This window comes from Mycoplana ramosa, from assembly GCF_041930185.1.
Taxonomy (GTDB): domain Bacteria; phylum Pseudomonadota; class Alphaproteobacteria; order Rhizobiales; family Rhizobiaceae; genus Mycoplana; species Mycoplana ramosa.
Window position 1 is genome coordinate 383,567 of record NZ_JBHEEW010000002.1, and the last position, 21,981, is coordinate 405,547.

A 21,981-nucleotide genomic window follows, 5' to 3' on the forward strand; every position below is an offset into this window, starting at 1 on the left:
CCAACAGCACTGATCCGCAACACATGACCGCACCAAACGACGACACCATTGCCAGCCGCATCAGTCGCATCCTCGCCGACCGGATCGTCACCGGGGAACTGGCACCGGGAACGAAGCTGCGGCAGGACCATTTCGCCGAGGAATTCGGGGCGAGTCACGTCCCGGTGCGCGAGGCCTTTCGCCGGCTTGAGGCGCAGGGGCTGGTGGTCAGCGAGCCGCGCCGCGGCGTGCGCGTCGCCGCGTTCGACCTCAAGGAGGTCCGCGAGGTGGCGCAAATGCGCGCAGCCCTCGAGGTGCTTGCGCTCAGGCACGCGGCACCGCACCTGACGCCCTCCATCCTCGACGAGGCCGAGCAGGCGACCATCGCCGGCGACAATTCGCGGGATGTCCGGTCCTGGGAAGACGCCAACCGCCGCTTTCACCGGCTGATCCTTTCGCCCTGCGGCATGCCGCGCCTGCTCGCCGCCATCGACGACCTGCACGCCGCAAGCGCGCGCTTCCTGTTCGCGACCTGGCGCTCCGAATGGGAAGTGCGGACCGACCATGACCACCGGGCAATCCTCGCATTTCTGCGGCAGGGCAAGATCGACAACGCCGCGGCGGTCCTGGAACGGCACGTCCAATGGATCGGCCAACGGCCGGTCAAGAGCGCTTCCGGCGCCACGCGCGACATCTTTGCCATCGTCGGCTGACCGCTCCCGCAGTTCCGTTTTCACTTCCACTGGTTGAAGGATTGGCGCCTCTCGCCATTTGGGCGCTTGCGCTTGCTCATGTCCTGGCAAATTATAGATAAAACTTCATTCTATCTATTTTGATCCGACGAAGAGGGGAAGAAGATGCCGAAACTGCTGGGCGAAAACGCTGGCGGCGACCACAGATCGATCGACACGCTGGAATCGCAAGCGCTCAGGGCCGCTCAAAAAATCTATAATTTGCCGTTCAACGATCTACTCTTTCGCGCACACACCGTCCATCGGGCAAATTTCGATCCCAATGCGGTCCAGATGAGCCGGCTCCTCTCGATCAAGACCGGCGGTTGCGCCGAGGACTGCGGCTATTGCAGCCAGTCGGCGCACTACCCGACCGGGCTCAAGGCCTCCAAGCTGATGGAGGTCGAAAGGGTGATCGCCGAGGCGCGAAAGGCCAAGGAGGGCGGCGCGACGCGTTATTGCATGGGCGCGGCCTGGCGCAGCCCCAAGGACCGCGACATGGAGGCGATCATTGCCATGGTTCGCGGCGTCAGAGCGCTCGGCATGGAGACCTGCATGACGCTCGGCATGCTGTCGCCAGAACAGAGCGCCGCGCTCGCCGAGGCCGGTCTCGACTACTACAACCACAACATCGACACCTCCGAACGCTTCTACGGCGAAGTCATCACCACCCGCACCTTTGCCGACCGGCTGGAAACGCTGTCGAATGTGCGTCACGCCGGGATCAAGGTTTGCGCGGGCGGCATACTCGGGATGGGGGAAACGGCAGAAGACCGCATTTCGATGCTGGTGACCCTCGCCAACCTGCCCTCCCCGCCCGAGAGCGTGCCGATCAACATGCTCATCCCGATCCCGGGATCGAAACTGGCCGACGCCGCGCCGGTCGACCCGATCGAGTTTGTTCGCACGATTGCGCTGGCGCGCATCCTGATGCCGAAATCCCATGTCCGTCTGTCGGCCGGGCGGACCGGGATGAGCGACGAGATGCAGGCGCTCTGCTTCTTTGCCGGCGCCAACTCAATCTTCGTCGGGGAAACGCTGCTGACCGCGGACAACCCGGGCGAGGATCATGACGTCACCCTCTTCCGCCGCCTCGGCTTGAAGCCGATGGAACTGGAGCCGCACGCATGATTCGCGATGGGCTGGTCCGCTACGAGCGGACACTGGCGGGTCTGGAGCGCAAGGGACGGCGCCGGGCGCTGCTGCCGCCGGGCGGCATCGACTTCACCTCCAACGACTATCTCGCCCTCGCCGACGCGCCGCGCCTCAAAGCCGCCGTGACGTCTGCCATCGAGCGCGGCGTGCCGGCAGGCGCCGGCGGCTCACGGCTGTTGCGCGGCAATCACCCGGAGCATGAGGCGCTGGAGGCCGAGGCTGCCGCCTATTTCGGCTCGGAGCGCGCGCTCTATTTCGGCAGCGGCTTTGCCGCCAACACCGCGCTCTTTTCCACCCTGCCACAACGCGACGACCTCATTGTCCACGATGCGCTCGTGCATGCGAGCGTGCATGATGGCATTGCGGCGAGCAAGGCGCCGGCGGTGTCTGTGCCGCACAGCGATGTCGACGCCTTTGCCGACGCAATCCGAGATTGGCGAAAGGCGGGCGGCACCGGCCATCCATGGATCGCAGTCGAAAGCCTCTATTCGATGGACGGCGATCGTGCCCCGCTGGTCGAACTGGCCGAACTGGCCGACCGGCATGACGGCTTCCTGGTGATCGACGAGGCGCATGCGACCGGTGTTTTCGGACCCGGCGGGCGCGGCTTCGCGACCGGACTGGAACCGCGGGAAAACATCATCGTCGTCCACACCTGCGGCAAGGCGCTGGGACTTGCGGGGGCACTAATCGGCGCGAGCGAAACGCTCTGCGATTACCTGGTCAATCGGGCGCGCGGCTTCATCTATTCGACGGCGCCGTCACCGCTGATGGCGGCAGGCGTCCGCGAAGCCTTGCGAGTGCTCGCCGAAGAACCGGAGCGGCGGGAAGCATTGGAGGCACTGCAGCGCTTCGCCAATGCCGAGATGGCCCGGGCACTCGGCTTGGAAGGCAGCGGATCGCAGATCCTGCCGGTGCGGATCGGCGACAACGCACTGTACGTGCGAATCGCGGCGCGCATGCGCGAGGAGGGCTTCGACATTCGCGCGATCCGGCCGCCGACCGTCCCAGAGGGAACGGCGCGCTTAAGGGTCGCCATCACGCTCAACATCGACAGGCCGACGATCGCGCGCATGTTCGCAGCCCTTGCGGCAATCCTGGATGAGGAGATGCCATGAGCACGCGTTTCGTCATCACGGGCACCGATACCGGCATCGGCAAGACGGTCTTCTCTGCCGCCCTGACCCATGCGCTTGAGGCTTACTACTGGAAACCGGTGCAATCCGGGCTCGAAGAGGAAACCGACAGCGATGCCGTCCGGCGGCTCGGCCAAATCTCGTCTGCGTGCATTCTTCCCGAAGCCTATCGCCTCCGCACCCCTGCCTCGCCGCATCTGGCGGCCAGGATCGACGGCGTGCAGATCGACGTGGAGACGCTTGTGCCGCCAGTGGTGGACGGGCCTTTGGTCATCGAGGGCGCCGGCGGGCTGCTCGTGCCGCTCACCGAGCGGGCTGTCTTTGCCGACGTGTTTGCCCGCTGGCAGATTCCCGTCATTCTCTGCGCCCGCACGGGCCTTGGAACGATCAATCACACGCTGCTGTCGCTGGAAGCGCTGCGGGCCCGATCCATTCCGGTTTTCGGCGTCGCCTTCATAGGCGAGCCGCAAGAGGACACCCAGGCCATCATTGCCGAACTGGGAGGCGTTCGATCGCTCGGCCGCCTGCCGAACCTTTGCCCGCTGACCCCGCCGCGGCTGCAGCAGGTGTTCCGGGAAAACTTCGACATCGACCTTTTTCGAACGGAGCCGACATGACGCGTTCACCCGTGTGGCACCCCTTCACCCAGCACGCACTTGAGCCGCCGATGAAGCGGATCGCAAGGACGGAGGGCGCCTATCTCGTCGACGAGGACGGCGCCGCCATTCTCGACGCCATTTCCTCGTGGTGGGTGATTACCCACGGTCACCGCCATCCGGCCATCATGGCGGCGATCCAAGAAGCGTGCGAAGCCTACGACCAGATCATCTTTGCCGAATACACGCATGAGCCGGCGGAAGAACTGGCCCGCGGCCTGATCGAGTTTGCTCCTGCCGGCCTGAGCCATGTGTTCTACTCCGACAGCGGATCGACAGCGGTCGAAGTCGCTTTGAAGATGGCGCTCGGCTTTTTCCACAATGCCGGCAGGCCCCGCAGCCGTATCGCGGTGATGGAGCACGGCTATCACGGCGATACGATCGGCACGATGTCGACCGGCGAGCGCGGCGTGTTCAACGCGGCATACGAGCCTCTGCTGTTCGAAGTCGACAGGCTGCCCTTTCCCGAGCCAGGCCACGAGCAGGCCACCCTTGATGCCTTCGAGGCTGCCTGCAGGTCAGGCCAGGTGGCGGCACTGCTGATCGAGCCGCTGGTTCTCGGGGCCGGTGGAATGAAGATGTACGGGGCGGCGCTGCTGCGAGAACTGAAGCGCATCGCCGAGCGGCACGGCACGCTGATGATCGCCGATGAGGTGATGACCGGATGGGGCCGGACCGGCAGCCTCTTCGCCTGCGAGCAGGCGCAGATCACCCCCGATATCCTTTGCACGTCCAAGGGACTGACCGGCGGCGCGCTGCCGCTGGCGGCGACGCTCTGCACTGCCGAAATTTTCCAGGCGCATCGATCGTCGGACCGGAGCAAGACCTTCTTCCATTCGAGTTCCTATACGGCCAACCCGATCGCCTGCGCCGCCGCCGTTGCCAACCTGCACGTCTGGCGGAACGAACCCGTCAGCGACCGGGTTGCGGCCCTTTCGGACCTCCAGCGGACAAGGCTTGCCCGCTTCGAGGCCGACCCGCGCTTCGCCAATGTTCGCCAAGCCGGAACCATCGCCGCGCTCGATCTCGTCGTGCCGAGGGGTGGTTACCTGTCGGAGGTCGGACCGCGGCTGCGGGCCCATTTCCGGGCGCGAAAGCTGCTGATCCGCCCGCTCGGCAACGTCATCTACCTGATGCCCCCCTACTGCGTCACCGCAGCCGATCTCGACCGGGCCTATGACGCGATCGATGAGGCGGCGGGCCTCGTCGAGAAGGGACAGCTATGAAGGGCGCCCGCTCTTCATGCCTGGCGGGACTGGGCCATGCCGTTCCGTCTCGCCGCGTCGAAAATGCCGAGATCGAAGAAAGGCTCGGGCTGGAGCCGGGCTGGATCGAGCGGCGGACCGGCATACGGGGGCGATACTGGGCCGAGGACACCGACACGCTGAGCGGACTTGCCGCACGAGCGGGAGAATCGGCCCTCAACGATGCCGGCATGGCCAGCGACGACATCGCGCTGACCCTGTTGGCCACCTCCACCCCCGATCATCTGCTGCCGCCGTCGGCCCCGCTCCTGGCCCATCGGCTGCGCCTCAAAAACAGCGGCGCGGTCGATCTTGCCGGCGCCTGCTCGGGCTTTCTCTACGCACTGACGCTTGCCGACGGCTTCGTCCGCACCCAGGCAAAGCCGGTCCTGATCGTGGCGGCCAATATTCTCAGCCGGCGGATCAACCCGGCGGAGCGCGCCAGCGCGGTTCTCTTTGCCGATGCCGCCGGCGCTGTCGTCCTTGCGCCGACGAGCGAGCCAGGAAAGGGGATCCTCGGCGTGGACCTCGCCTCCGACGGCGGCCGCTACGGCCTGATCTCCGTTCCGGCCGGCGGCAGCAACAGGCCCTTCGCGCCCGGTATGGCATCGGAGGACTTCCTGATGACGATGCGCGACGGACGCGAAATGTTCACACAGGCCGTGGAGATGATGGCGGGTTGTGGCGCCCGGGCGCTTGGCGATGCCGGCCTCGATGCGGCACGAATCGACCGCTTCGTGCCGCACCAGGCAAACGCCCGGATCTTCGATGCCGTGGCCGGAAGGCTTGGCATAGATCCGCAAACGACCGTCCGCACGATCGAGGACTATGGAAACTCCTCGGCGGCGACGATCGCGCTGTCGCTGTCATTGGCGCATCGCGACCGGCCGCTGGTGCCGGGGGAAAAACTGCTGCTGACGGCGGCGGGAGCGGGATTGACGGCAGGTGCCATCGTGTTCGGCGTGTAGGCGGGGCCGCAAGCCAACGCGTGTGGATGCAACGACCTGCTGGTTGCTGCCGGACCGTCACGCAGAAGCCAACACCTCGCTAGGCGAGAATGGTCAGTCCGCTGCCGGAATCGACCCGCCCGACAAGCGCCGCGGCAGGATATCCAGCCGCGTGTATGCTTTGCAGCAACGCCTCCGCGCGGCGATGATCACAGGCGACCAGCAAGCCGCCCGATGTCTGCGGATCGGTCAGCAAATGCCGCTTCCACGACGGCAGATCGTCCGGCAGGCGGATACCGTCGCCATAACTGGCCCAGTTGCGGTTCGACGCACCGGTGACGAACCCCTGCTCCGCGAGCGCTTCCGCCTCCTTGAGGAACGGAAGGGCGTCGTAATGCAGCGTCATGCCGACTCCGGAGCCGCGCGCCATCTCCAGCCCATGACCGAGAAGGCCGAAGCCGGTGACGTCGGTGATCGCGTGGACGGCCGGATCCCCACCGAGATCCGCGCCGATCCGGTTCAGCAGCGTCACCGACGCGATCAGTTCGCCATAGGCGTCGGAGCCGAGCCTCTCCTTCTTGAAGGCAGCCGAATAGATGCCGACGCCGAGCGGCTTCGTCAGGATCAGCGCGTCACCGGGCACTGCACCGCTGTTTCTGCGCAGGTTTGCACGCTTGCAAGTGCCGATCACCGCCAGGCCGTAGATCGGTTCCGGTGCGTCGATGGAATGACCGCCGGCCACCGGAATGCCGGCTTCGGCGCAAATGCTCGCGCCGCCTTTGAGGATGGCGCGGATCATCTCGGCGGGAAGCTTGTCGAGCGGCATGCCGAGGATCGCCAGCGCCAGGATCGGGGTGCCGCCCATGGCATAGACATCGGAAATGGCGTTGGTGGCGGCGATGCGGCCGAAATCGAACGGATCGTCGACCATCGGCATGAAGAAATCGGTCGTGGCGATCACGCAGTTGTCGTCGTCCAGCTGCCAGACGGCGGCATCGTCGCCGGTTTCGGTACCGACGAGCAATTGCTTGAAGGATTGCATGGCCGGTTGATCGGCGAGCAGGTCCTGCAGGACGGCGGGAGCGAGCTTGCAGCCGCAGCCGCCGCCGTGGGCGAGGGTGCTGAGACGGATCGGCGCGTTGGTGTCCATGGTGGCCTCCGGCAAACGGTCAGTCGGCATGGTCAGCTGCGCCGCACACGTTGATCGGCGCACCCGATCCGCGGAGAAGGCAGTGAAGTCAGCGCTACAATCTGTGTCGTTTGGCTCACCGCGTCAATGCGGCCGTCGGCACAACCTGCCCTGAAGCAGCACGCGCCGACACGTATCATGGCTTGCAGAAAGAGCGATGTTGACAGTTCGGTGTTATTGCGGTGAACTGCTTCAATGCACCGGGTTAATTGATTGCCTGAACTTGCCGAAATGCCGTTCGGGACAGCAAATGCGGAGGTGTGATGCAATGAACGTGGAGCTCTCACGCCGGCAGTTTCTCGGCGGAGCCGGAGCGGCGGTTGCAGCGACGGCAATGGGTTCATTCGGCTTCGGCGCGGTGGAAAGCGCCTATGCGGCAGCGATCCGTCCCTTCAAGCTGACGAACATGGCCGAAACCCGAAACACCTGTCCCTATTGTTCGGTCGCCTGCGGCGTCATCCTCTATTCAAGGGGGGACGTGCGCAAGGGCGAAAAAGCCGAACTCGTCCATGTGGAAGGCGACACGGACCATCCGACCAATCGCGGCACGCTCTGCCCCAAGGGCGCAGCGCTCAAGGACTTCGTCAAGGCGAAGACGCGGCTGCAATATCCGATGGTGCGCAAGCCCGGGTCCGACAAGTTCGAGCAGATTTCCTGGGACGATGCACTCAACCGGATCGCCCGCCATTTGAAGGACGATCGCGACGCGAACTTCATTGCGAAGAACGAAGCCGGCGTCACAGTGAACCGGTGGACGTCCACCGGTTTCCTGGCCGCATCGGCCACCACGAACGAAACGGCGTTTCTCACCTACAAGGTGGTGCGCAGCACAGGGATCGTCGCATTCGATAACCAGGCACGCGTCTGACACGGCCCGACGGTGGCGAGTCTCGCCCCATCCTTTGGCCGTGGAGCAATGACCAACTCCTGGACCGACATCAAGAACACCGATCTCGTCGTCGTCATGGGCGGCAATGCGGCGGAAGCACATCCCTGTGGGTTCAAATGGGTGACGGAAGCCAAGGCCAACCGCGGCGCGCGGCTGATCGTCGTCGATCCGCGCTTCACCCGCACCGCATCGGTCGCCGATTTCTACGCGCCGATCCGCCAGGGCACGGACATCGCCTTCCTGCTCGGCGTGATCAACTACTGCATCGAAAACGACAAGGTGCAGTGGCCCTACGTCAAGGCCTTCACCAATGCGAGCTACATCGTCCGGGACGGGTTCGATTACAAGGACGGCCTGTTTACCGGTTATGACGAAGCCCGCCGCGACTACGACCGCTCCAGCTGGGAATATGTGATCGGCCCCGACGGCTTTGCGACGGTGGACGACACGCTGCAGAACCCGCGTTGCGTCTGGAACCTGCTCAAGAAGCACGTCTCCGTCTTTACCCCGGACATGGTCGAGCGCATCTGCGGCACGCCGAAGGAGAAATTCCTGAAGGTGGCGGAGATGATCTCGGAGTGTTCGTCGCCGACCAAGACGATGACGTCGATGTACGCGCTGGGCTGGACCCAGCATTCCAAGGGGTCGCAGAACATTCGCTGCATGGCGATGCTGCAACTGATCCTCGGCAACATCGGCGTGCGCGGCGGCGGCATGAACGCCCTGCGCGGCCACTCCAACATCCAGGGACTGACCGATGTCGGGCTGATGTCGAACCTCCTGCCCGGCTACATGAACATCCCGCTGGAAAAGGAAATCGATCTCGAAACCTACATGTCGACGCGGGCCTACAAGCCGCTGCGGCCGAACCAGACGAGCTACTGGCAGAACTACAAGAAGTTTTTCGTCAGCTTCCAGAAAGCGATGTGGGGTCCGGCGGCAAAGCCGGAAAACGACTTCGCCTACGACTGGCTGCCCAAGCTCGACGTGGCGAACTACGACATGCTGCGCATCTTTGACATGATGCATGCGGGCAAGGTCAACGGCTATCTCTGCCAGGGCTTCAACCCGCTGCTGGCGGCGCCGAACCGGAAGAAGATGACGGATGCCCTGTCGAAGCTCAAGTTCCTCGTGACGATTGATCCGCTGGAAACCGAAACCTCGCGCTTCTGGGAGAATCACGGCGCCTACAACGATGTCGACACGGCCTCGATCCAGACCGAGGTGTTCCAGCTGCCTTCGACCTGCTTTGCCGAGGACGAGGGGTCGCTCACCAATTCCGGCCGCTGGCTGCAATGGCACTGGCCGGGGGCGACGGCTCCAGGCGAGGCGAAGAACGACAACTGGATCATGGGGCAGCTCTTCCTGCGGCTCAGGGACCTCTACCGCAAGGAGGGCGGCGCGTTCCCCGATGCGATCCTCAATCTCGAATGGCCTTATGAGGATCCGGGCGAGCCACGGGCCGACGAACTGGCCCGGGAGTTGAACGGCCGGGCGCTGGCGCCGCTGATGGACCCGGCCGACCCGACGAAGGTCGTCTTGGAAGCGGGCAAGCAGGTGCCGGGCTTCGCCGTGCTGCGTGATGACGGCTCGACGGCGAGCGGCTGCTGGATCTATGCCGGTTGCTTCACCGAGGCCGGCAACAACATGGCCCGTCGCGACAACCACGATCCAGACGAGACCGGGACCTTCCTCAACTGGGCCTGGGCCTGGCCGGCCAACCGGCGCATTCTCTACAACCGCGCCTCCGCCGACCTCGACGGCAAGGCCTGGGACCCGAGCCGGAAGCTGATCGAGTGGGACGGCCAGAAGTGGAGCGGCTACGACGTTCCGGACATCTCGCCTACTGCCAAGCCGAACGAGGTCGGGCCGTTCATCATGAACCCGGAAGGGGTTTCGCGGCTCTTCTCGCGGGGGCTGATGCGCGACGGGCCGTTCCCGGCGCACTACGAACCGTTCGAATCACCGGTCGCCAATGCCATCGCTCCGAATGTCCGCGGCAATCCGGTGGCGCGCGTCTTCGACGACGACTTCAAGCAGTTCGCCGATACCGCGTCGGAAGAGTTCCCCTATGCGGCAACGTCCTACCGGCTGACCGAGCACTTCCACTACTGGACCAAGCACGTCCATGAGAATGCCGTGCTCCAGCCGGAGTTCTTCGTCGAGATCTCGGAGGAACTGGCGGCCGAAAAGGGCATCGGCAAGGGCGACTGGGTGCGGGTCTGGTCCAAGCGCGGCGAGGTCCGGGCGAAGGCGGTGGTGACCAAGCGCATCAAGCCGCTGACCTGCGACGGCAAGACGATCCATGTGGTCGGCATCCCGCTGCATTGGGGCTTTACCGGCGCGGCCCGGAAGGGGTTCGGACCGAACTCGCTCACCCCGGTCGTCGGCGATGCCAACATCGAGACGCCGGAGTTCAAGGCGTTCCTCGTCAACATCGAGCGCAGCACGGCGCCGGTGGCGTAGGGAGGAAGAAGATGTTTGCGCCTGTTCCCAATCCCGACACCGCGCCGCAGGAGCCTCGCTTCGGCGAGAAGGATCTGATCAGGCGGTCGGCGTCGACAATAACGCCACCCTCTGAACGCCAGACGGAGGTCGCCAAGCTCATCGATGTCAGCAAATGCATCGGCTGCAAGGCGTGCCAGGCCGCCTGTGCCGAATGGAACGACACGCATCAGGAGGTCGGCATCAACGTCGGCGTCTACGACAACCCGCACGACCTGACGCCCGACACCTTCACGCTGATGCGCTTCACCGAGTGGGACAACCCCGATACCGGCAATCTCGAATGGCTGATCCGCAAGGACGGCTGTATGCATTGCGAGGATCCGGGCTGCCTCAAGGCCTGCCCCGCACCCGGCGCGATCGTGCAATATTCCAACGGCATCGTCGACTTCGTCCACGAGAACTGCATCGGCTGCGGCTACTGCATCAAGGGCTGTCCGTTCAACATCCCGCGGGTCTCCGAGGTGACACACCGGGCCTACAAGTGCACGCTCTGCTCCGACCGTATCGCCGTCGGCCAGGGTCCGGCCTGCGCCAAGGCCTGCCCGACGCAAGCGATCGTTTACGGCACCAAGGACGAGATGAAGGAGTGGGCCAAGGGCCGCATCGAGGATCTGAAGTCGCGCGGCTTTGCCGATGCCGGCTTGTATGATCCGCCCGGCGTCGGGGGCACCCATGTCATGTATGTGCTGCACCATGCCGACAAACCGGAGATCTATGCCGGCCTGCCGAAGGACCCGCGTATCAGCCGGGTGGTCGAGGTCTGGAAGGGAGCAACCAAATACGCCGGCATGGCGGTCATGGGGCTCGCCGCTGCGGGGGGGCTGCTGCACTACCTGTTCCGTGGTCCGAACGTCGTGACCGAGCAGGATGAGGAACAGGCCGAACGGCTCACGGGAGATGAACGCTCATGAGCAAGCTGGACTATGATGTCGAGCGCGGCGACAGCATCGAACCCGGCAGGCCGGTGAGGGTGCACCGCTACTCGGGCGGAGCGCGCGTCAATCACTGGATCACCGCCATCAGCCTGGTGCTGCTGGCGCTCTCCGGCCTGGCAATGTTCCATCCGTCGCTGTTTTTCCTCACCGGCCTGTTCGGCGGCGGACAATGGACCCGCACGATCCATCCGTGGATCGGCGTCGTCCTTTTCTTCAGCTTCCTCGGATTGTTCCTGCGCTTCTGGAGCGCCAACCTGTGGCAGCGCGTCGACACCCAGTGGATGGCGCAGGCCAATGACGTGCTGGCGGGAAACGAGGAAAAGCTCCCCGAGGTCGGCAAGTACAATGCCGGCCAGAAGCTCGTCTTCTGGTCCATGTCGATCCTGATCGTCGTGCTGATCGCTTCCGGAACAATCATCTGGCAACAGTATTTCGGCGCCTACACGACCATCGAGCAGCAGCGCTGGGCTCTGCTGGTCCATTCGGTCGCCGCCGTCGTCGCGATCTGCGTCTGGATCGTGCACGTCTATGCGGCCATCTGGGTTCGCGGAACGATCAGCGCCATGACGCGCGGCACCGTCACCGGCGGCTGGGCATGGCGGCATCACCGCAAGTGGCTGCGCGAGCTGGTTACCCGGCAGAAGCACGGACCCTCCGGAACGACACCGGCCGAATGAATAAAGGATCCGCCTTTCCGGATGAAGCGTTTCCGGGCATGATGCGGAAATATCACCACGTGGCCCGGCGGGTTCGTGAGGGAGCGACATGACAGGCAAGCCAGATCTGGCACCGGATCCAACGGCAATCGGTGCCGTATCGTCGCCCCCCTTCGTGCGATTGCCGGATCCCTCCACACTCTTTTCCGCTCGCGCGGCGCGCTTGCGCCAACTCGCAGAATTGAGCCCGCTCAAGCCCTATCTCACCTTCGTTGCGGCGCTCACCGAGGCGCAAGCCCTCGTCCAGGCGGATCCGGTCCCGGCCCATAGGCCGGATCCGGATGCGATTGGCCGTGCGCAGGAGTTTGGCATGCCCCTGATCGACCGCGCCAGGGCCGCGGACGACGACCGCCTCGGCCCCGTCTTCGATCGACTCTTTGCCGAGGCCGCCGGGGTCGAAATGCCCGAGAACGCGGCTGCGGCACTCGCAAAAGTCGCCAACGCCAGCCGGCAGCAGCGGCGGGCCATGGTCGATACGGTCTTCGCCGGCAGGTTGCCGGACGACGCGATCGCCGAGCACATCTATGTCTGGTCCGGGCTCCAGGTGTATTTCGCGGGCCTGGCATCGGCTTTGGATCCCAAGGCCGCGCGGCCCGTTGCGGATGGTCTCTGTCCAATCTGCGGCGGCCTCCCCGCCTCTTCCATGGTCGTCGGCTGGGCCGGTGCGCATGGTGCACGCTTCTGCGCCTGTTCGCTGTGCAATTCGATGTGGCACTACGTGCGCATCAAATGCACCTGCTGCGGTTCCACCAAGGGCATCGGCTACAAGCAAGTGGATGGCGGCGACGGGGTCGTCAAGGCCGAGACCTGCGACGAATGTCAGAGCTGGACGAAGATCATCTACCAGCAGTCGTCTTCCGGCGCCGAGCCGATTGCCGACGACGTCGGCAGCCTGGGCATCGACCTGTTGATGCGGTCGGAGCCTTATCGGCGTGGCGGCTTCTCGCCGCTGCTCGCCGGCCTGTGAGGCGTGTTATGGAGCAACGCAACACCGACTGCGATCGCGACAACCTCCAGACGGCGCTGCGCCGACTTCCGGCGGTCGATCAGGTGCTGCAATCGGAGCGGGCCCTTAGTCCGATCGAACGATTTGGCCGGCCGGCCATGACCGGTGCCCTACGCGATACGCTTGCGGCTGTGCGGGAGGAGATAAAGGCGGGCACGGCACCGCCGTCGGCCGACGCCATAGCCGAGCGGGCCGCGGCTCTGCTCGAAACGGCCGACCGCTCGCGCCTGAGCCCGCTGTTCAACCTGACCGGCACGGTGCTCCATACCAATCTCGGACGCGCGGTTCTGGCGGAAGCAGCGATCGAGGCCGCGACCATGGCGATGCGGGAAGCGGTGGCTCTGGAATTCGACCTCGAGACGGGCAAACGCGGCGAGCGCGACGAACACCTGCGCACGCTCATCTGCGAACTGACCGGCGCCGAAGATGCCACCATCGTCAACAACAATGCCGCCGCCGTCCTTCTGGTGCTGAACAGCCTTGCCGCCGGCAGGGACGCGGTCGTCTCACGCGGCGAACTGATCGAGATCGGCGGCGCGTTTCGCATGCCCGACATCATGACCCGCGCCGATGCGCGGCTGGTCGAGGTTGGAACCACCAACCGCACCCATCCGCGCGATTATGCCGACGCCATCCACGACGAAACGGGCCTGGTGCTGAAGGTCCACACGTCCAACTACCGGATCGAGGGCTTTACCCGCGAGGTCCCGGCGGCGGAGCTTGCGGCGATCGCGATGGAAAAGGGCGTCCCGCTCGTCAACGACCTGGGGTCCGGCACGCTGGCTGATCTGGCGGCTTTTGGCCTGGCGCACGAACCGACCGTGCGCGAGGCTGTGGCCGAGGGCGCCGACATCGTCACCTTCTCCGGCGACAAGCTTCTGGGCGGACCGCAGGCGGGTTTCATCGTCGGGCGCCGCGACCTGATCGCACGGATCAACAGCAACCCGATGAAGCGGGCCTTGCGCGTCGACAAGATCAGGCTCGCCGCCCTCGAAGCGACGCTGAAGCTCTATCGGGATCCGGACCGGCTCTCGGAGAGGCTGCCAACGATGCGCTTTCTGTCGCGGCGGAAGAGCGAGATCCGGGCGCTGGCGGAGCGCCTCGCCCCTGCCCTCGTCCCGGTGTTCGCCCCGGACTTCGATGTCAACGTGATCGACTGCCAAAGCCAGATCGGCTCCGGCGCCCTGCCGCTGGCGACGATCGCCAGCGCCGGGCTATCCATTTCGCCCAAGGACGACAGCGGCACAAGGCTTGCCGGCCTCTCGGCCGCGCTGCGACGGTTGCCAATGCCGGTGATCGGGCGGGTCGAGCGCGGCGCGCTGATCCTCGACCTGCGCTGTCTGGAGGACGGGGCGCGCTTCCTCGCCAACCTCTCCGGCCTCCGCGCGGAAATGGGCAGGCCCACCGATGATGCGGATCGCTGACCTCTTCACCCGCAAGCCGAAGACGGACAAGGTCGCGGAGGCGATGCAGATCGCGCTCGACGCGGCAAGGGCCGGCGACTACGCCACGGCGCTGTCTGTCTGGGAGCCGCTCGCGCGCGACGGCAACGCCCGCGCCCAGAGCAACATCGGCGCCTGCTTTGCCGGCGGGCTCGGCGTCGAGCGCGACGCGGACCTGGCGCGCCGTTGGCTGGCGCTGTCCGCCGAGGCTGGCGACTCTTCCGGCCAGCGCAACCTGGCATCGCTGCTCTTCAATGGCCTCGGAACCGAACCCGACCTGGCGGAAGCCGCACGCCTCTATGCTCTTGCCGCCGAACAGGGCGATGCGCAGGCACAGGACATGCTGAGCTGGATGCTGTTGGAGGGCGACGTCATCCCCGCCGATCCGGTTGCGGCGCAGTACTGGGCTCTAAAGGCGGCGGAAGGCGGTGTCGCGGCCGCCATGACCCGGCTCGGCATGATCCACCACAATGCGCTCGGCGTTCCGCGCGACGCGCAACACGCCGTGTCATGGTGGAAGAGAGCTGCCGAAGCAGGAGACGCCGATGGTCAGGCCATGCTCGGTGCCGCCCTGCACCTGGGCACGGGTGCCAGGCGCGACCCGGTTACCGCCCTGGTATGGCTGCTGCGCGCCGAGACGGGCGGCAGCAGGCTTGCAGCCCCGTTCCTGAAGGCCGCACGCGACGCGCTGACGGATGACCAGCGTCTCACCGCCGAAGCGGTGGCCGGAAAGGCCGATCCGCGATGATCATTGGAACGGCAGGGCACATCGATCATGGCAAGACGTCGCTGGTGAAGGCGCTGACGCAGGTCGATACCGATCGCCTCAAGGAAGAAAAGGCGCGCGGCATCTCGATCGACCTCGGCTTTGCCTATCTGCCGCTGCCTGAAGACCCGGAGGTGATCCTCGGGTTCGTCGACGTGCCGGGGCATGAGAAGTTCATCCACACGATGCTGGCGGGTGCGGCCAGCATCGACTTCGTCCTGCTGGTGGTCGCCGCCGACGACGGCGTGATGCCGCAGACGCGCGAACATCTGGCGATCGTCGATCTGCTCGGCATCTCCCGGGGCGTTGCGGTAATCACCAAGAGCGATCTCGCGCCCGCAGAGCGCATCACCGAGGTCGAGGTGGCGATCCGCAATGAATTGAGCGCCACGGCATTGGCCGGCATTCCGATCATGGCGGTGTCGACCCGCACGGGCGAAGGCGTCCCGCAATTGCAGGCGGCGCTGGCCCAGGCCGCGCGCGGCTTCGGGCATCGTCGCGACGCCGCGCGCTTCCGCCTCGCCGTCGACCGCTCCTTCACCATCCAGGGCGTCGGTACGGTGGTCACGGGCTCGGTCCTTTCCGGCAGGGTCAGCGTCGGCGATCACCTGACCGTCAGCCCGTCGGGCAAGGCGGTGCGGGTCCGCTCGCTGCACGCGCAGAACCGGCAAAGTGAAACCGGCCAGGCCGGGGATCGGTGCGCGCTCAATCTCGCTGGCGACGGCATCTCGAAAGCGGAAATCGGTCGCGGCGACATGGTGGTTTCCCCCACCCTCCATGCCCCTACCGGCCGCATCGACGCGACATTGCGGCTCCTGCCGTCGGAACGAAGGCCACTCGGCCAGTGGTTCCCGGCGCGCCTGCACCACGCCTCGACGGAGGTCGGCGCCCGCATCGTGCTTCTGGGAAACGACGACCTGCAGCCCGGGTCCGAGGGCCGCGTCCAGCTGGTGCTGGACCGCCCGATCGCCGCGGCCGTCGGCGACCGCTACGTCATCCGCGACGTCTCCGCCCGGCGCACCATCGGCGGCGGGCGCTTCCTCGACCTGCGCGGCCCGCAGCGTAAGCGCCGAAGCGCTGAGCGCGCGGCGCAGCTTTCAGCCCACGCGATCGCCGACCCGGTTGCGGCCGCACGGGCCCTGCTTGCGATCGAGCCCTATTCCCTGGATGCTTCGGTCTTCCTGCGCGACCGCGCCTTGCCCGAGGATACCGCCGCCTTTGCGCGGACGCTCGGTGCCGTCGTGCTACCGTGCGGCGCATCGGCGCTCCTGATGCTGCCGGAGCCGTGGCGGGAATTCCGTGCCGCGCTTCTGGAGCAGCTTGCGTCTTTCCACGCCGCCAATCCCGACCTTGCCGGCATGGGGCTGGAGCGCTTGCGGCAGGTGCTGCAGCCGCGCTTACCCGCCCCTGCCTTCCGCGCTGCGGTTTCCATGCTGCTCGCGGAAGGACCGGTTTCGCTCGACGGCGTCTGGCTGCGGCTCAGCAGTCACGAGGCGAGGATGAGCGCTGCCGACGAGTTGCTCTGGCACCGATTGCTGCCGTTCATCGGCGGTGAGGCGCGGTTCCGGCCACAGCGCGTCCGCGACATCGCCGGAATGCTGGGCGAACGCGAAGCCGACATCCGCCGCCTGTTGAAACTCGCAGGTCGAATGGGCCGGGTGCACGAGATCGCACAGGACCGTTTCTTCCTGCGTGACACGATCGCGGAAATGATCGGCATCGTCACGGGCATGGACGCGCGCATCGACAATGGCTGGTTTACCGCCGCCTGCTTTCGCGATCATGTCGACAGCGGGCGAAAGGTGGCGATCCAGATTCTCGAGTTCTTCGACCGCAGCGGCATGACGATCCGGCGCGGCGACCGGCGCAGGATCAATCGAAGCAAGCTGGACTTGTTCGGCAATCTCACACAGGCTGGCCCTGGAAGAGACTCGTTCCCGGTGGGGAGTCCGGAGTTCAAATCCTAGCGGGCCGTGTTTTTTGGAAATCCCACGTCCAGACAGTCGCCGGGGCATCGACTGCCCCGGCCGGTGCAAAAATGTTCATCCGACAGTGACATCCGTGGTACCTCGGCTGCGGACGACATTTGATCGACCTGATGAACGCGCTGATGCGTTCCGGGTTCCTGTAGGGGAACTAGACTTTTAGCCGCATTGCCACGGGCGCGTTCTGATGCTCTACTGCCGCAGTCGTGGGGCCGTAGCTCAGCTGGGAGAGCGCCGCAATCGCACTGCGGAGGTCGGCGGTTCGATCCCGCTCGGCTCCACCAACACGATCAGTTGGCAGTCTCGGGCCGTTGATCTCTGCTCCCCATTCGATCCGTGGCAAGCGAATCTGAAAGGTCGCGACGCGCTTTAGGGCAGTCCACGATCCGGATCACGCTCGACCTCTGCTTCCCTGTGATGCCGGGAATGAGAGGCCGCAGCACAAATTGACGCCATGATGAGCAGAGCGTTCGGGAAGCAGGTTTCAAGGTAACCGTAGCAAAGCGGCAGCAATCGTGCTTTGCTGACACCGTTGCAATTGGGAAAGAATAATAAAATCAATCGACGGAAGAGACTCGTTCCCGGTGGGGCGTCCGGACTTCAAATCCGGGAGGGGCCGTCAGACGGTCTTTGGTGGGTTCGACTCCCATTCTCTTCCGCCAGGGCCTCCAGACTGGACATGGCCGGCGGCCAGGCACACAGGCGGCCGCCGCGGTTCTTGATGGTCGCCCAAAAAAATCTATCGTCCGGCGCGGCTGCAGCTCGATCTTCGCGCCTTGATGCGCAGCGCGGTCGGCGTCGAGCCGAAGTTCGCGCGGAACTTTCTGCAAAAGTGCGAACTGCTCTCGAAACCAACCTCGAGCGCGATTTCAATCAGGGACTTGGACGTGCGCTCCACCAAGAGCAATGCCTTCTTCATTCGGATCTTCTCATAGGCCGCCGCAGGAGAGATTCCGGTCTTGTTCTGGAAGACGCGTTCAAGCTGGCGCCGTGACAGACCGACCTTCTCCGCGATCGTCTCGATGCCGACCTTTTCCTCGATATGCTGCTCCATGCACAGCAAGGCGGCCTTGATCCGCGCATCGTCATGCATCGGCAGCATGATCGGCATCCGGCTCTGCAATTCGCTACCCTCGCGCCGGCGCTCGACCTGAAGGATTTCGAGCGCGTTTCGCTCGGCGTTTTCGCCCACGTGCCGGCGCACCAGCAACGCGGCCAGGTCGGCGACCGCGCTGCCGCCTGCGCAGGTGATCGTGTTTCTGTCCTCGACAAACAGCCGTTGCGAGGTCAGCCGAATTGCCGGATGGCGCGCCTTGAACTCGGCGTGGTGGAGCCAGCTTACGCAAGCAAGCCGGTCCTGCAGCAAGCCCGCGCCGGCAAGAATGAAGCTGCCGGTGCAGACACCGATGATCCTGACCTTCTTGCGCGACGCCTCATGCAGAAAAGCGACCGTTTCGCGATCAAGCGGCTCCTCGACATCAAGGAGCCCGCCGATGACGGCGATGTAGTCGAAGCGTTCCGGATTGCCGAGCCTTGTGGTCGGCGACACCTGAACCCCGCTGCTCGACTTGATCATGTGCGGAGTGGCGCTGATGACTTCCCAGTCGCACAGGACGCGACCGGAGCGATCATCGACATCGCTGGCAAGCCTGAGGGTATCGACGAACAGGGAGAACGCGCTGAGCGTGAAATGCCGAGCAAGAACGAACCCGACCCGAAGAGCGGTCCCTTTGGGCTTTTTCCCGTCTCGTTCCGTGTCGGACACCCGCTGGTTAGCCACGACGTGTCCGATGCCGCGTTCCAACATCTCAGCTCCCTTTCCCAACCCTGCCCGGCAGGATCGCACGATATATACCGGCCTCCGCTTTCCCGCAAACAGAGACCGGCCCCGGCGTCAAACGCCGTGCCGGGTCAATCCTGTCCCGGCAGGATATGCGCGGCCTCAGGACGCCAGGAGACCCATACCTGGGATCCCGGAGAATGACCGATCTTCTCCAGCTCGTCATGGCTTTTCTGGGCCTTCAGCTCCAGAGCGCCCGCCGCATTCTCCAGATGGATGATCGCGGTCGCGCCGACGAACTCCTCGCCCACCACCGATGCCCGGAGCGCGTTGTAGCCATTCGTCGGCGGTTGGCTGCTGAGGTGGACCCGATCATCCGACACCACAAAGGTCGCCTTGTCGCCCTTGCTGAGGGGCTTTGCGGCCCCGGACGCTACGACGAATTCACCGGCGGGTGTCGCGATCTTCACGGACGCGCCATCGACGCCCGAGACGTTGCCGCTAAAGATGTTGTTCGACCCGAGGAACTCCGCAACGAACCGCGTGCGCGGCGCGCGGTAGATTTCCTGCGGGTTGCCGATCTGCTCGATCCGCCCGCGGCTCATGATCACGACGCGATCGGCCATCGAGAACGCCTCGGACTGGCTGTGCGTGACGTAAACGAAGGTGATGCCGAGCTCGCGTTGCAGATTGGACAGCACCGTCTGCATGCGCACCTTCAGATGGGCGTCGAGCGCCGACAACGGCTCATCCAGCAACAGGATCTCGGGCTCCGTCACCAGGGAGCGGGCGAGCGCAACGCGTTGGCGCTGCCCCCCGGAAAGATGCGCGACGTTGCGCTCGGCGAACTCGGTGATCTGCATTCGCTCCAGCCAGGTGTCGACCCGCTTGCGGCGCTTGGATTTCTCCATTCCCCGCATGCGCAGAGCAAACTCCACATTCTCGCGCACCGTCAGGAAGGGGAAGAGGGCGAGGCTTTGCCACACCATCGGCGTATCGCGCCGCCAGGTCGGCAGGTCGTTGATGCGCTTGCCGGCCAGGCGGATCTCGCCTTCGCTCGGGGCTTCCAATCCGGCCAGCATGCGCAGCGTCGTCGTCTTGCCGCAGCCGCTGGAGCCCATGATGGCAAGGAACTCACCCTTGTGAATTTCGAAGTCCGTCCGTTCGACCGCGAGGAATGCGCCGAACCGCTTGACGACGCCGTCGAAGACAACGAGAGCCTTGTCGTTCATGATATTTGTACTCCGGCAGTTTCCGCGGCCACCTTGGGCGCACCGCTGCGTTTCATGAGAAGGACCTGGGCGAGGATCACCAGCGTCATGGAGACGATGAAGACGAAGGTGCCGATGACATTGATGCGGGGGCTGACCTGACCCTGCAGGAAGCCGAGTACCTTGACCGGCAACGTCTCGTTCAGGCCCGAGACGAACCAGGCGACGGCGAACTCATCGAAGGACACCGCCATCGTGATGAACAGTGCCGCAAAGAGCGCCGGTCTGCAGAACGGGATGATGACATGGCGCATCGCCATCCACTCCGACGCACCGAGGTTCCAAGCCGCGGACTCCAGCGAGGGATCCATCTGTGACAGCCGCAGCCGGACGATGGCCATCGCGAACGGCGCGCACATCACCACATGGGCGATGATGACCGAATGAATGGCCCCGGAAAGGCTGACGTTCGATAGGAAGGCGAGCATGGCAAGGCCAAGGATGACCACCGGGATGGTGGGCGGCAACAGCGCCAGTGCGACATAGAGCGACTTGCCGAAGAACCTGTAGCGGAAGTCGGTATAGGCGGCGCCGAAGCCGATCGCCGTGGCCAGGACCGACACCACCGCGCCTGCTATCAGCGTGTTGCGAAGTCCTTCCCAGACCAACGGATCGTTGGCGACCGCTTCGTACCAAATGGTCGAGAATCCACCGAGCGGAAGCGAAGGGAAGCGGTCGACATTGAACGAGAAGACGAAGCTTGCGCCAATCGGCGCGAAGACGAACGCGAAGACGAGCAACAGGTACAGTTTCAAGGCCCAGTCGATCAGCCGGTTGCGGTTGAAGGTCATCGTCCGCGCTCCTTGTAGGCATAGTTGACCAAGGCGAAGGCAACGGCCAGCAGCGTTGCGATCATGACCAGGGCAATCACCGCCGCCCGTGGCCACTGCTGGCCCGATTTGGTCGTGTCCGTGATCAGGATGGAAAGGGTCGGCGGGTCGCCGCCGCCGAGGTAGAGCGGGCTGACGAAATCGCCGAAAGTCAGGATGAAGCAGAACAGCGCGGCGATCACGAGACCGACCCGTGCCGAGGGCACAATGACCTCGAAGACGGTGCGCAGCCGGCCACAGCGCAGGTTGTGCGCGGCCTCGATCAGCGTCCTGTCGACGAAGATCAGGCTGAAGAGCTGCAGCAGCACGACCAGCGGCAGGCTCAGCGTCAGGTAGCCGACCATGACCCCGAACGTGGAGTTGAGCATCCCGAACGGCCCGAGCCCGACCTTGGCAAACAGCGCGTTGAAGATGCCGTTGTCGGACAGGAAGATCTGCCAGGAGTAGATGCGCACCAGGTAGCTGGTGAAGAAGGGTATCACCATCAGAAACACGGCCCAGCGCCGTGCGGTGTCCGACAGCTTGTAGGCGATCGCATAGGCGCAGGGAAAGGCAAGCGCGCTGGTGATGATCGCCGCCGCCGTGGCCAGCGCGAAGGTGCGCAGATAGGCATCCCAGAAGACGCCGCGCGAGAGCATCCAGACCCAGTTGACGGGGTCGAAGTTCGGCTCCATTCGGAAGTTGCGGACCGTCCAGAAGCTGAGAGCGATCAGGAACAACAATGGCGCGAGGAAGAACATGACCTGCCAGACGAGCATCGGCAGCGAGAAGGTCAGACCGTAGAGAGTTATTGATTTCCGCATCGTGTAGGTTCCA

The 21,981-nt window shown here is 64.8% G+C and carries 18 protein-coding genes and 2 tRNA genes; 15 read left to right on the plus strand and 5 right to left on the minus strand.

What is annotated here, in order from left to right; all coding sequences use genetic code 11:
* The first annotated feature begins 23 nt into the window (after window positions 1-23).
* From JNC62_RS04290 to bioZ, 6 genes are all read left to right on the plus strand, one after another.
* Window positions 24-692, plus strand: a complete 669-nt coding sequence (locus JNC62_RS04290) for a GntR family transcriptional regulator (protein ID WP_374836275.1) — start codon at window positions 24-26, stop codon at window positions 690-692.
* Window positions 693-836: 144 nt separating this feature from the next.
* Window positions 837-1,841 carry a biotin synthase BioB gene (gene bioB / locus JNC62_RS04295; protein ID WP_374836277.1) on the plus strand — a complete coding sequence of 335 codons (1,005 nt, stop codon included), beginning with the start codon at window positions 837-839 and terminating at the stop codon, window positions 1,839-1,841.
* Window positions 1,838-2,983 (plus strand): 8-amino-7-oxononanoate synthase, encoded by a 1,146-nt coding sequence (locus JNC62_RS04300; RefSeq protein WP_374836279.1) that lies wholly within the window; start codon window positions 1,838-1,840, stop codon window positions 2,981-2,983. Before bioB ends, JNC62_RS04300 begins: the two co-directional genes overlap by 4 nt.
* Complete coding sequence (gene bioD, locus JNC62_RS04305) at window positions 2,980-3,618, plus strand: dethiobiotin synthase (protein WP_374836281.1); 639 nt, start codon at window positions 2,980-2,982, stop codon at window positions 3,616-3,618. Before JNC62_RS04300 ends, bioD begins: the two co-directional genes overlap by 4 nt.
* A complete protein-coding gene (locus JNC62_RS04310; RefSeq protein WP_374836282.1) occupies window positions 3,615-4,883 on the plus strand; it encodes an adenosylmethionine--8-amino-7-oxononanoate transaminase in 1,269 nt (422 codons plus the stop codon). Before bioD ends, JNC62_RS04310 begins: the two co-directional genes overlap by 4 nt.
* Window positions 4,880-5,869: a 3-oxopimeloyl-[acyl-carrier-protein] synthase BioZ gene (gene bioZ / locus JNC62_RS04315; protein WP_374836284.1), complete on the plus strand. Its 990-nt coding sequence runs from the start codon at window positions 4,880-4,882 to the stop codon at window positions 5,867-5,869. The genes JNC62_RS04310 and bioZ overlap by 4 nt, the downstream gene beginning before the upstream one ends.
* Before the next feature lie 79 nt (window positions 5,870-5,948).
* Here bioZ and selD read toward each other — a convergent pair whose 3' ends face one another.
* Window positions 5,949-6,998: a selenide, water dikinase SelD gene (gene selD / locus JNC62_RS04320; RefSeq protein WP_374836286.1), complete on the minus strand. Its 1,050-nt coding sequence runs from the start codon at window positions 6,996-6,998 to the stop codon at window positions 5,949-5,951.
* Window positions 6,999-7,305: 307 nt separating this feature from the next.
* Here selD and fdnG point away from each other — a divergent pair, with 307 nt between their 5' ends.
* The 9 genes from fdnG (at window position 7,306) to JNC62_RS04365 (ending at window position 17,946) form a co-directional block, all read left to right on the plus strand.
* Complete coding sequence (gene fdnG, locus JNC62_RS04325; RefSeq protein WP_374836288.1) at window positions 7,306-10,392, plus strand: formate dehydrogenase-N subunit alpha; 3,087 nt, start codon at window positions 7,306-7,308, stop codon at window positions 10,390-10,392.
* An 11-nt stretch (window positions 10,393-10,403) separates the two neighbouring features.
* Complete coding sequence (gene fdxH / locus JNC62_RS04330; protein ID WP_374836289.1) at window positions 10,404-11,345, plus strand: formate dehydrogenase subunit beta; 942 nt, start codon at window positions 10,404-10,406, stop codon at window positions 11,343-11,345.
* Complete coding sequence (locus JNC62_RS04335; protein ID WP_374836291.1) at window positions 11,342-12,046, plus strand: formate dehydrogenase subunit gamma; 705 nt, start codon at window positions 11,342-11,344, stop codon at window positions 12,044-12,046. The genes fdxH and JNC62_RS04335 overlap by 4 nt, the downstream gene beginning before the upstream one ends.
* 88 nt (window positions 12,047-12,134) lie before the next feature.
* A complete protein-coding gene (gene fdhE, locus JNC62_RS04340) occupies window positions 12,135-13,052 on the plus strand; it encodes a formate dehydrogenase accessory protein FdhE (RefSeq protein ID WP_374836293.1) in 918 nt (305 codons plus the stop codon).
* Between the two features lie 8 nt (window positions 13,053-13,060).
* Entirely contained in the window at window positions 13,061-14,515 is a 1,455-nt protein-coding gene (gene selA / locus JNC62_RS04345) for an L-seryl-tRNA(Sec) selenium transferase (protein WP_374836295.1), read from the plus strand.
* Complete coding sequence (locus JNC62_RS04350) at window positions 14,499-15,281, plus strand: tetratricopeptide repeat protein (RefSeq protein ID WP_445482860.1); 783 nt, start codon at window positions 14,499-14,501, stop codon at window positions 15,279-15,281. Before selA ends, JNC62_RS04350 begins: the two co-directional genes overlap by 17 nt.
* Window positions 15,278-17,266, plus strand: coding sequence for a selenocysteine-specific translation elongation factor (gene selB, locus JNC62_RS04355; protein ID WP_374836296.1), 1,989 nt, complete (start codon window positions 15,278-15,280; stop codon window positions 17,264-17,266). Before JNC62_RS04350 ends, selB begins: the two co-directional genes overlap by 4 nt.
* 226 nt (window positions 17,267-17,492) lie before the next feature.
* Window positions 17,493-17,568: transfer RNA gene (locus JNC62_RS04360), tRNA-Ala, on the plus strand.
* Between the two features lie 282 nt (window positions 17,569-17,850).
* Window positions 17,851-17,946: transfer RNA gene (locus tag JNC62_RS04365), tRNA-Sec, on the plus strand.
* 77 nt (window positions 17,947-18,023) lie between these two features.
* Here the strand turns inward: JNC62_RS04365 and JNC62_RS04370 are convergent.
* The 4 genes from JNC62_RS04370 to JNC62_RS04385 form a co-directional block, all read right to left on the minus strand.
* Window positions 18,024-19,091 carry a GlxA family transcriptional regulator gene (locus JNC62_RS04370; protein WP_374836298.1) on the minus strand — a complete coding sequence of 356 codons (1,068 nt, stop codon included), beginning with the start codon at window positions 19,089-19,091 and terminating at the stop codon, window positions 18,024-18,026.
* 104 nt (window positions 19,092-19,195) lie between these two features.
* The gene (locus JNC62_RS04375) at window positions 19,196-20,296 is read right to left on the minus strand and encodes an ABC transporter ATP-binding protein (protein ID WP_374836300.1); all 1,101 of its coding nucleotides are present in this window, start codon (window positions 20,294-20,296) and stop codon (window positions 19,196-19,198) included.
* Entirely contained in the window at window positions 20,293-21,126 is an 834-nt protein-coding gene (locus tag JNC62_RS04380) for an ABC transporter permease (RefSeq protein WP_374836302.1), read from the minus strand. Before JNC62_RS04380 ends, JNC62_RS04375 begins: the two co-directional genes overlap by 4 nt.
* Window positions 21,123-21,968, minus strand: coding sequence for an ABC transporter permease (locus JNC62_RS04385; protein ID WP_374836304.1), 846 nt, complete (start codon window positions 21,966-21,968; stop codon window positions 21,123-21,125). The genes JNC62_RS04380 and JNC62_RS04385 overlap by 4 nt, the downstream gene beginning before the upstream one ends.
* Between the last annotated feature and the right edge of the window lie 13 nt (window positions 21,969-21,981).

Coding starts and splice junctions, on each gene's coding strand:
- JNC62_RS04290 (WP_374836275.1), top strand. CDS start 24: ATGACCGCACCAAACGACGACACCATTGCCAGCCGCATCAGTCGCATC.
- bioB (WP_374836277.1), top strand. CDS start 837: ATGCCGAAACTGCTGGGCGAAAACGCTGGCGGCGACCACAGATCGATC.
- JNC62_RS04300 (WP_374836279.1), top strand. CDS start 1,838: ATGATTCGCGATGGGCTGGTCCGCTACGAGCGGACACTGGCGGGTCTG.
- bioD (WP_374836281.1), top strand. CDS start 2,980: ATGAGCACGCGTTTCGTCATCACGGGCACCGATACCGGCATCGGCAAG.
- JNC62_RS04310 (WP_374836282.1), top strand. CDS start 3,615: ATGACGCGTTCACCCGTGTGGCACCCCTTCACCCAGCACGCACTTGAG.
- bioZ (WP_374836284.1), top strand. CDS start 4,880: ATGAAGGGCGCCCGCTCTTCATGCCTGGCGGGACTGGGCCATGCCGTT.
- selD (WP_374836286.1), bottom strand. CDS start 6,998: ATGGACACCAACGCGCCGATCCGTCTCAGCACCCTCGCCCACGGCGGC.
- fdxH (WP_374836289.1), top strand. CDS start 10,404: ATGTTTGCGCCTGTTCCCAATCCCGACACCGCGCCGCAGGAGCCTCGC.
- JNC62_RS04335 (WP_374836291.1), top strand. CDS start 11,342: ATGAGCAAGCTGGACTATGATGTCGAGCGCGGCGACAGCATCGAACCC.
- fdhE (WP_374836293.1), top strand. CDS start 12,135: ATGACAGGCAAGCCAGATCTGGCACCGGATCCAACGGCAATCGGTGCC.
- selA (WP_374836295.1), top strand. CDS start 13,061: ATGGAGCAACGCAACACCGACTGCGATCGCGACAACCTCCAGACGGCG.
- JNC62_RS04350 (WP_445482860.1), top strand. CDS start 14,499: ATGATGCGGATCGCTGACCTCTTCACCCGCAAGCCGAAGACGGACAAG.
- selB (WP_374836296.1), top strand. CDS start 15,278: ATGATCATTGGAACGGCAGGGCACATCGATCATGGCAAGACGTCGCTG.
- JNC62_RS04370 (WP_374836298.1), bottom strand. CDS start 19,091: ATGTTGGAACGCGGCATCGGACACGTCGTGGCTAACCAGCGGGTGTCC.
- JNC62_RS04375 (WP_374836300.1), bottom strand. CDS start 20,296: ATGAACGACAAGGCTCTCGTTGTCTTCGACGGCGTCGTCAAGCGGTTC.
- JNC62_RS04380 (WP_374836302.1), bottom strand. CDS start 21,126: ATGACCTTCAACCGCAACCGGCTGATCGACTGGGCCTTGAAACTGTAC.
- JNC62_RS04385 (WP_374836304.1), bottom strand. CDS start 21,968: ATGCGGAAATCAATAACTCTCTACGGTCTGACCTTCTCGCTGCCGATG.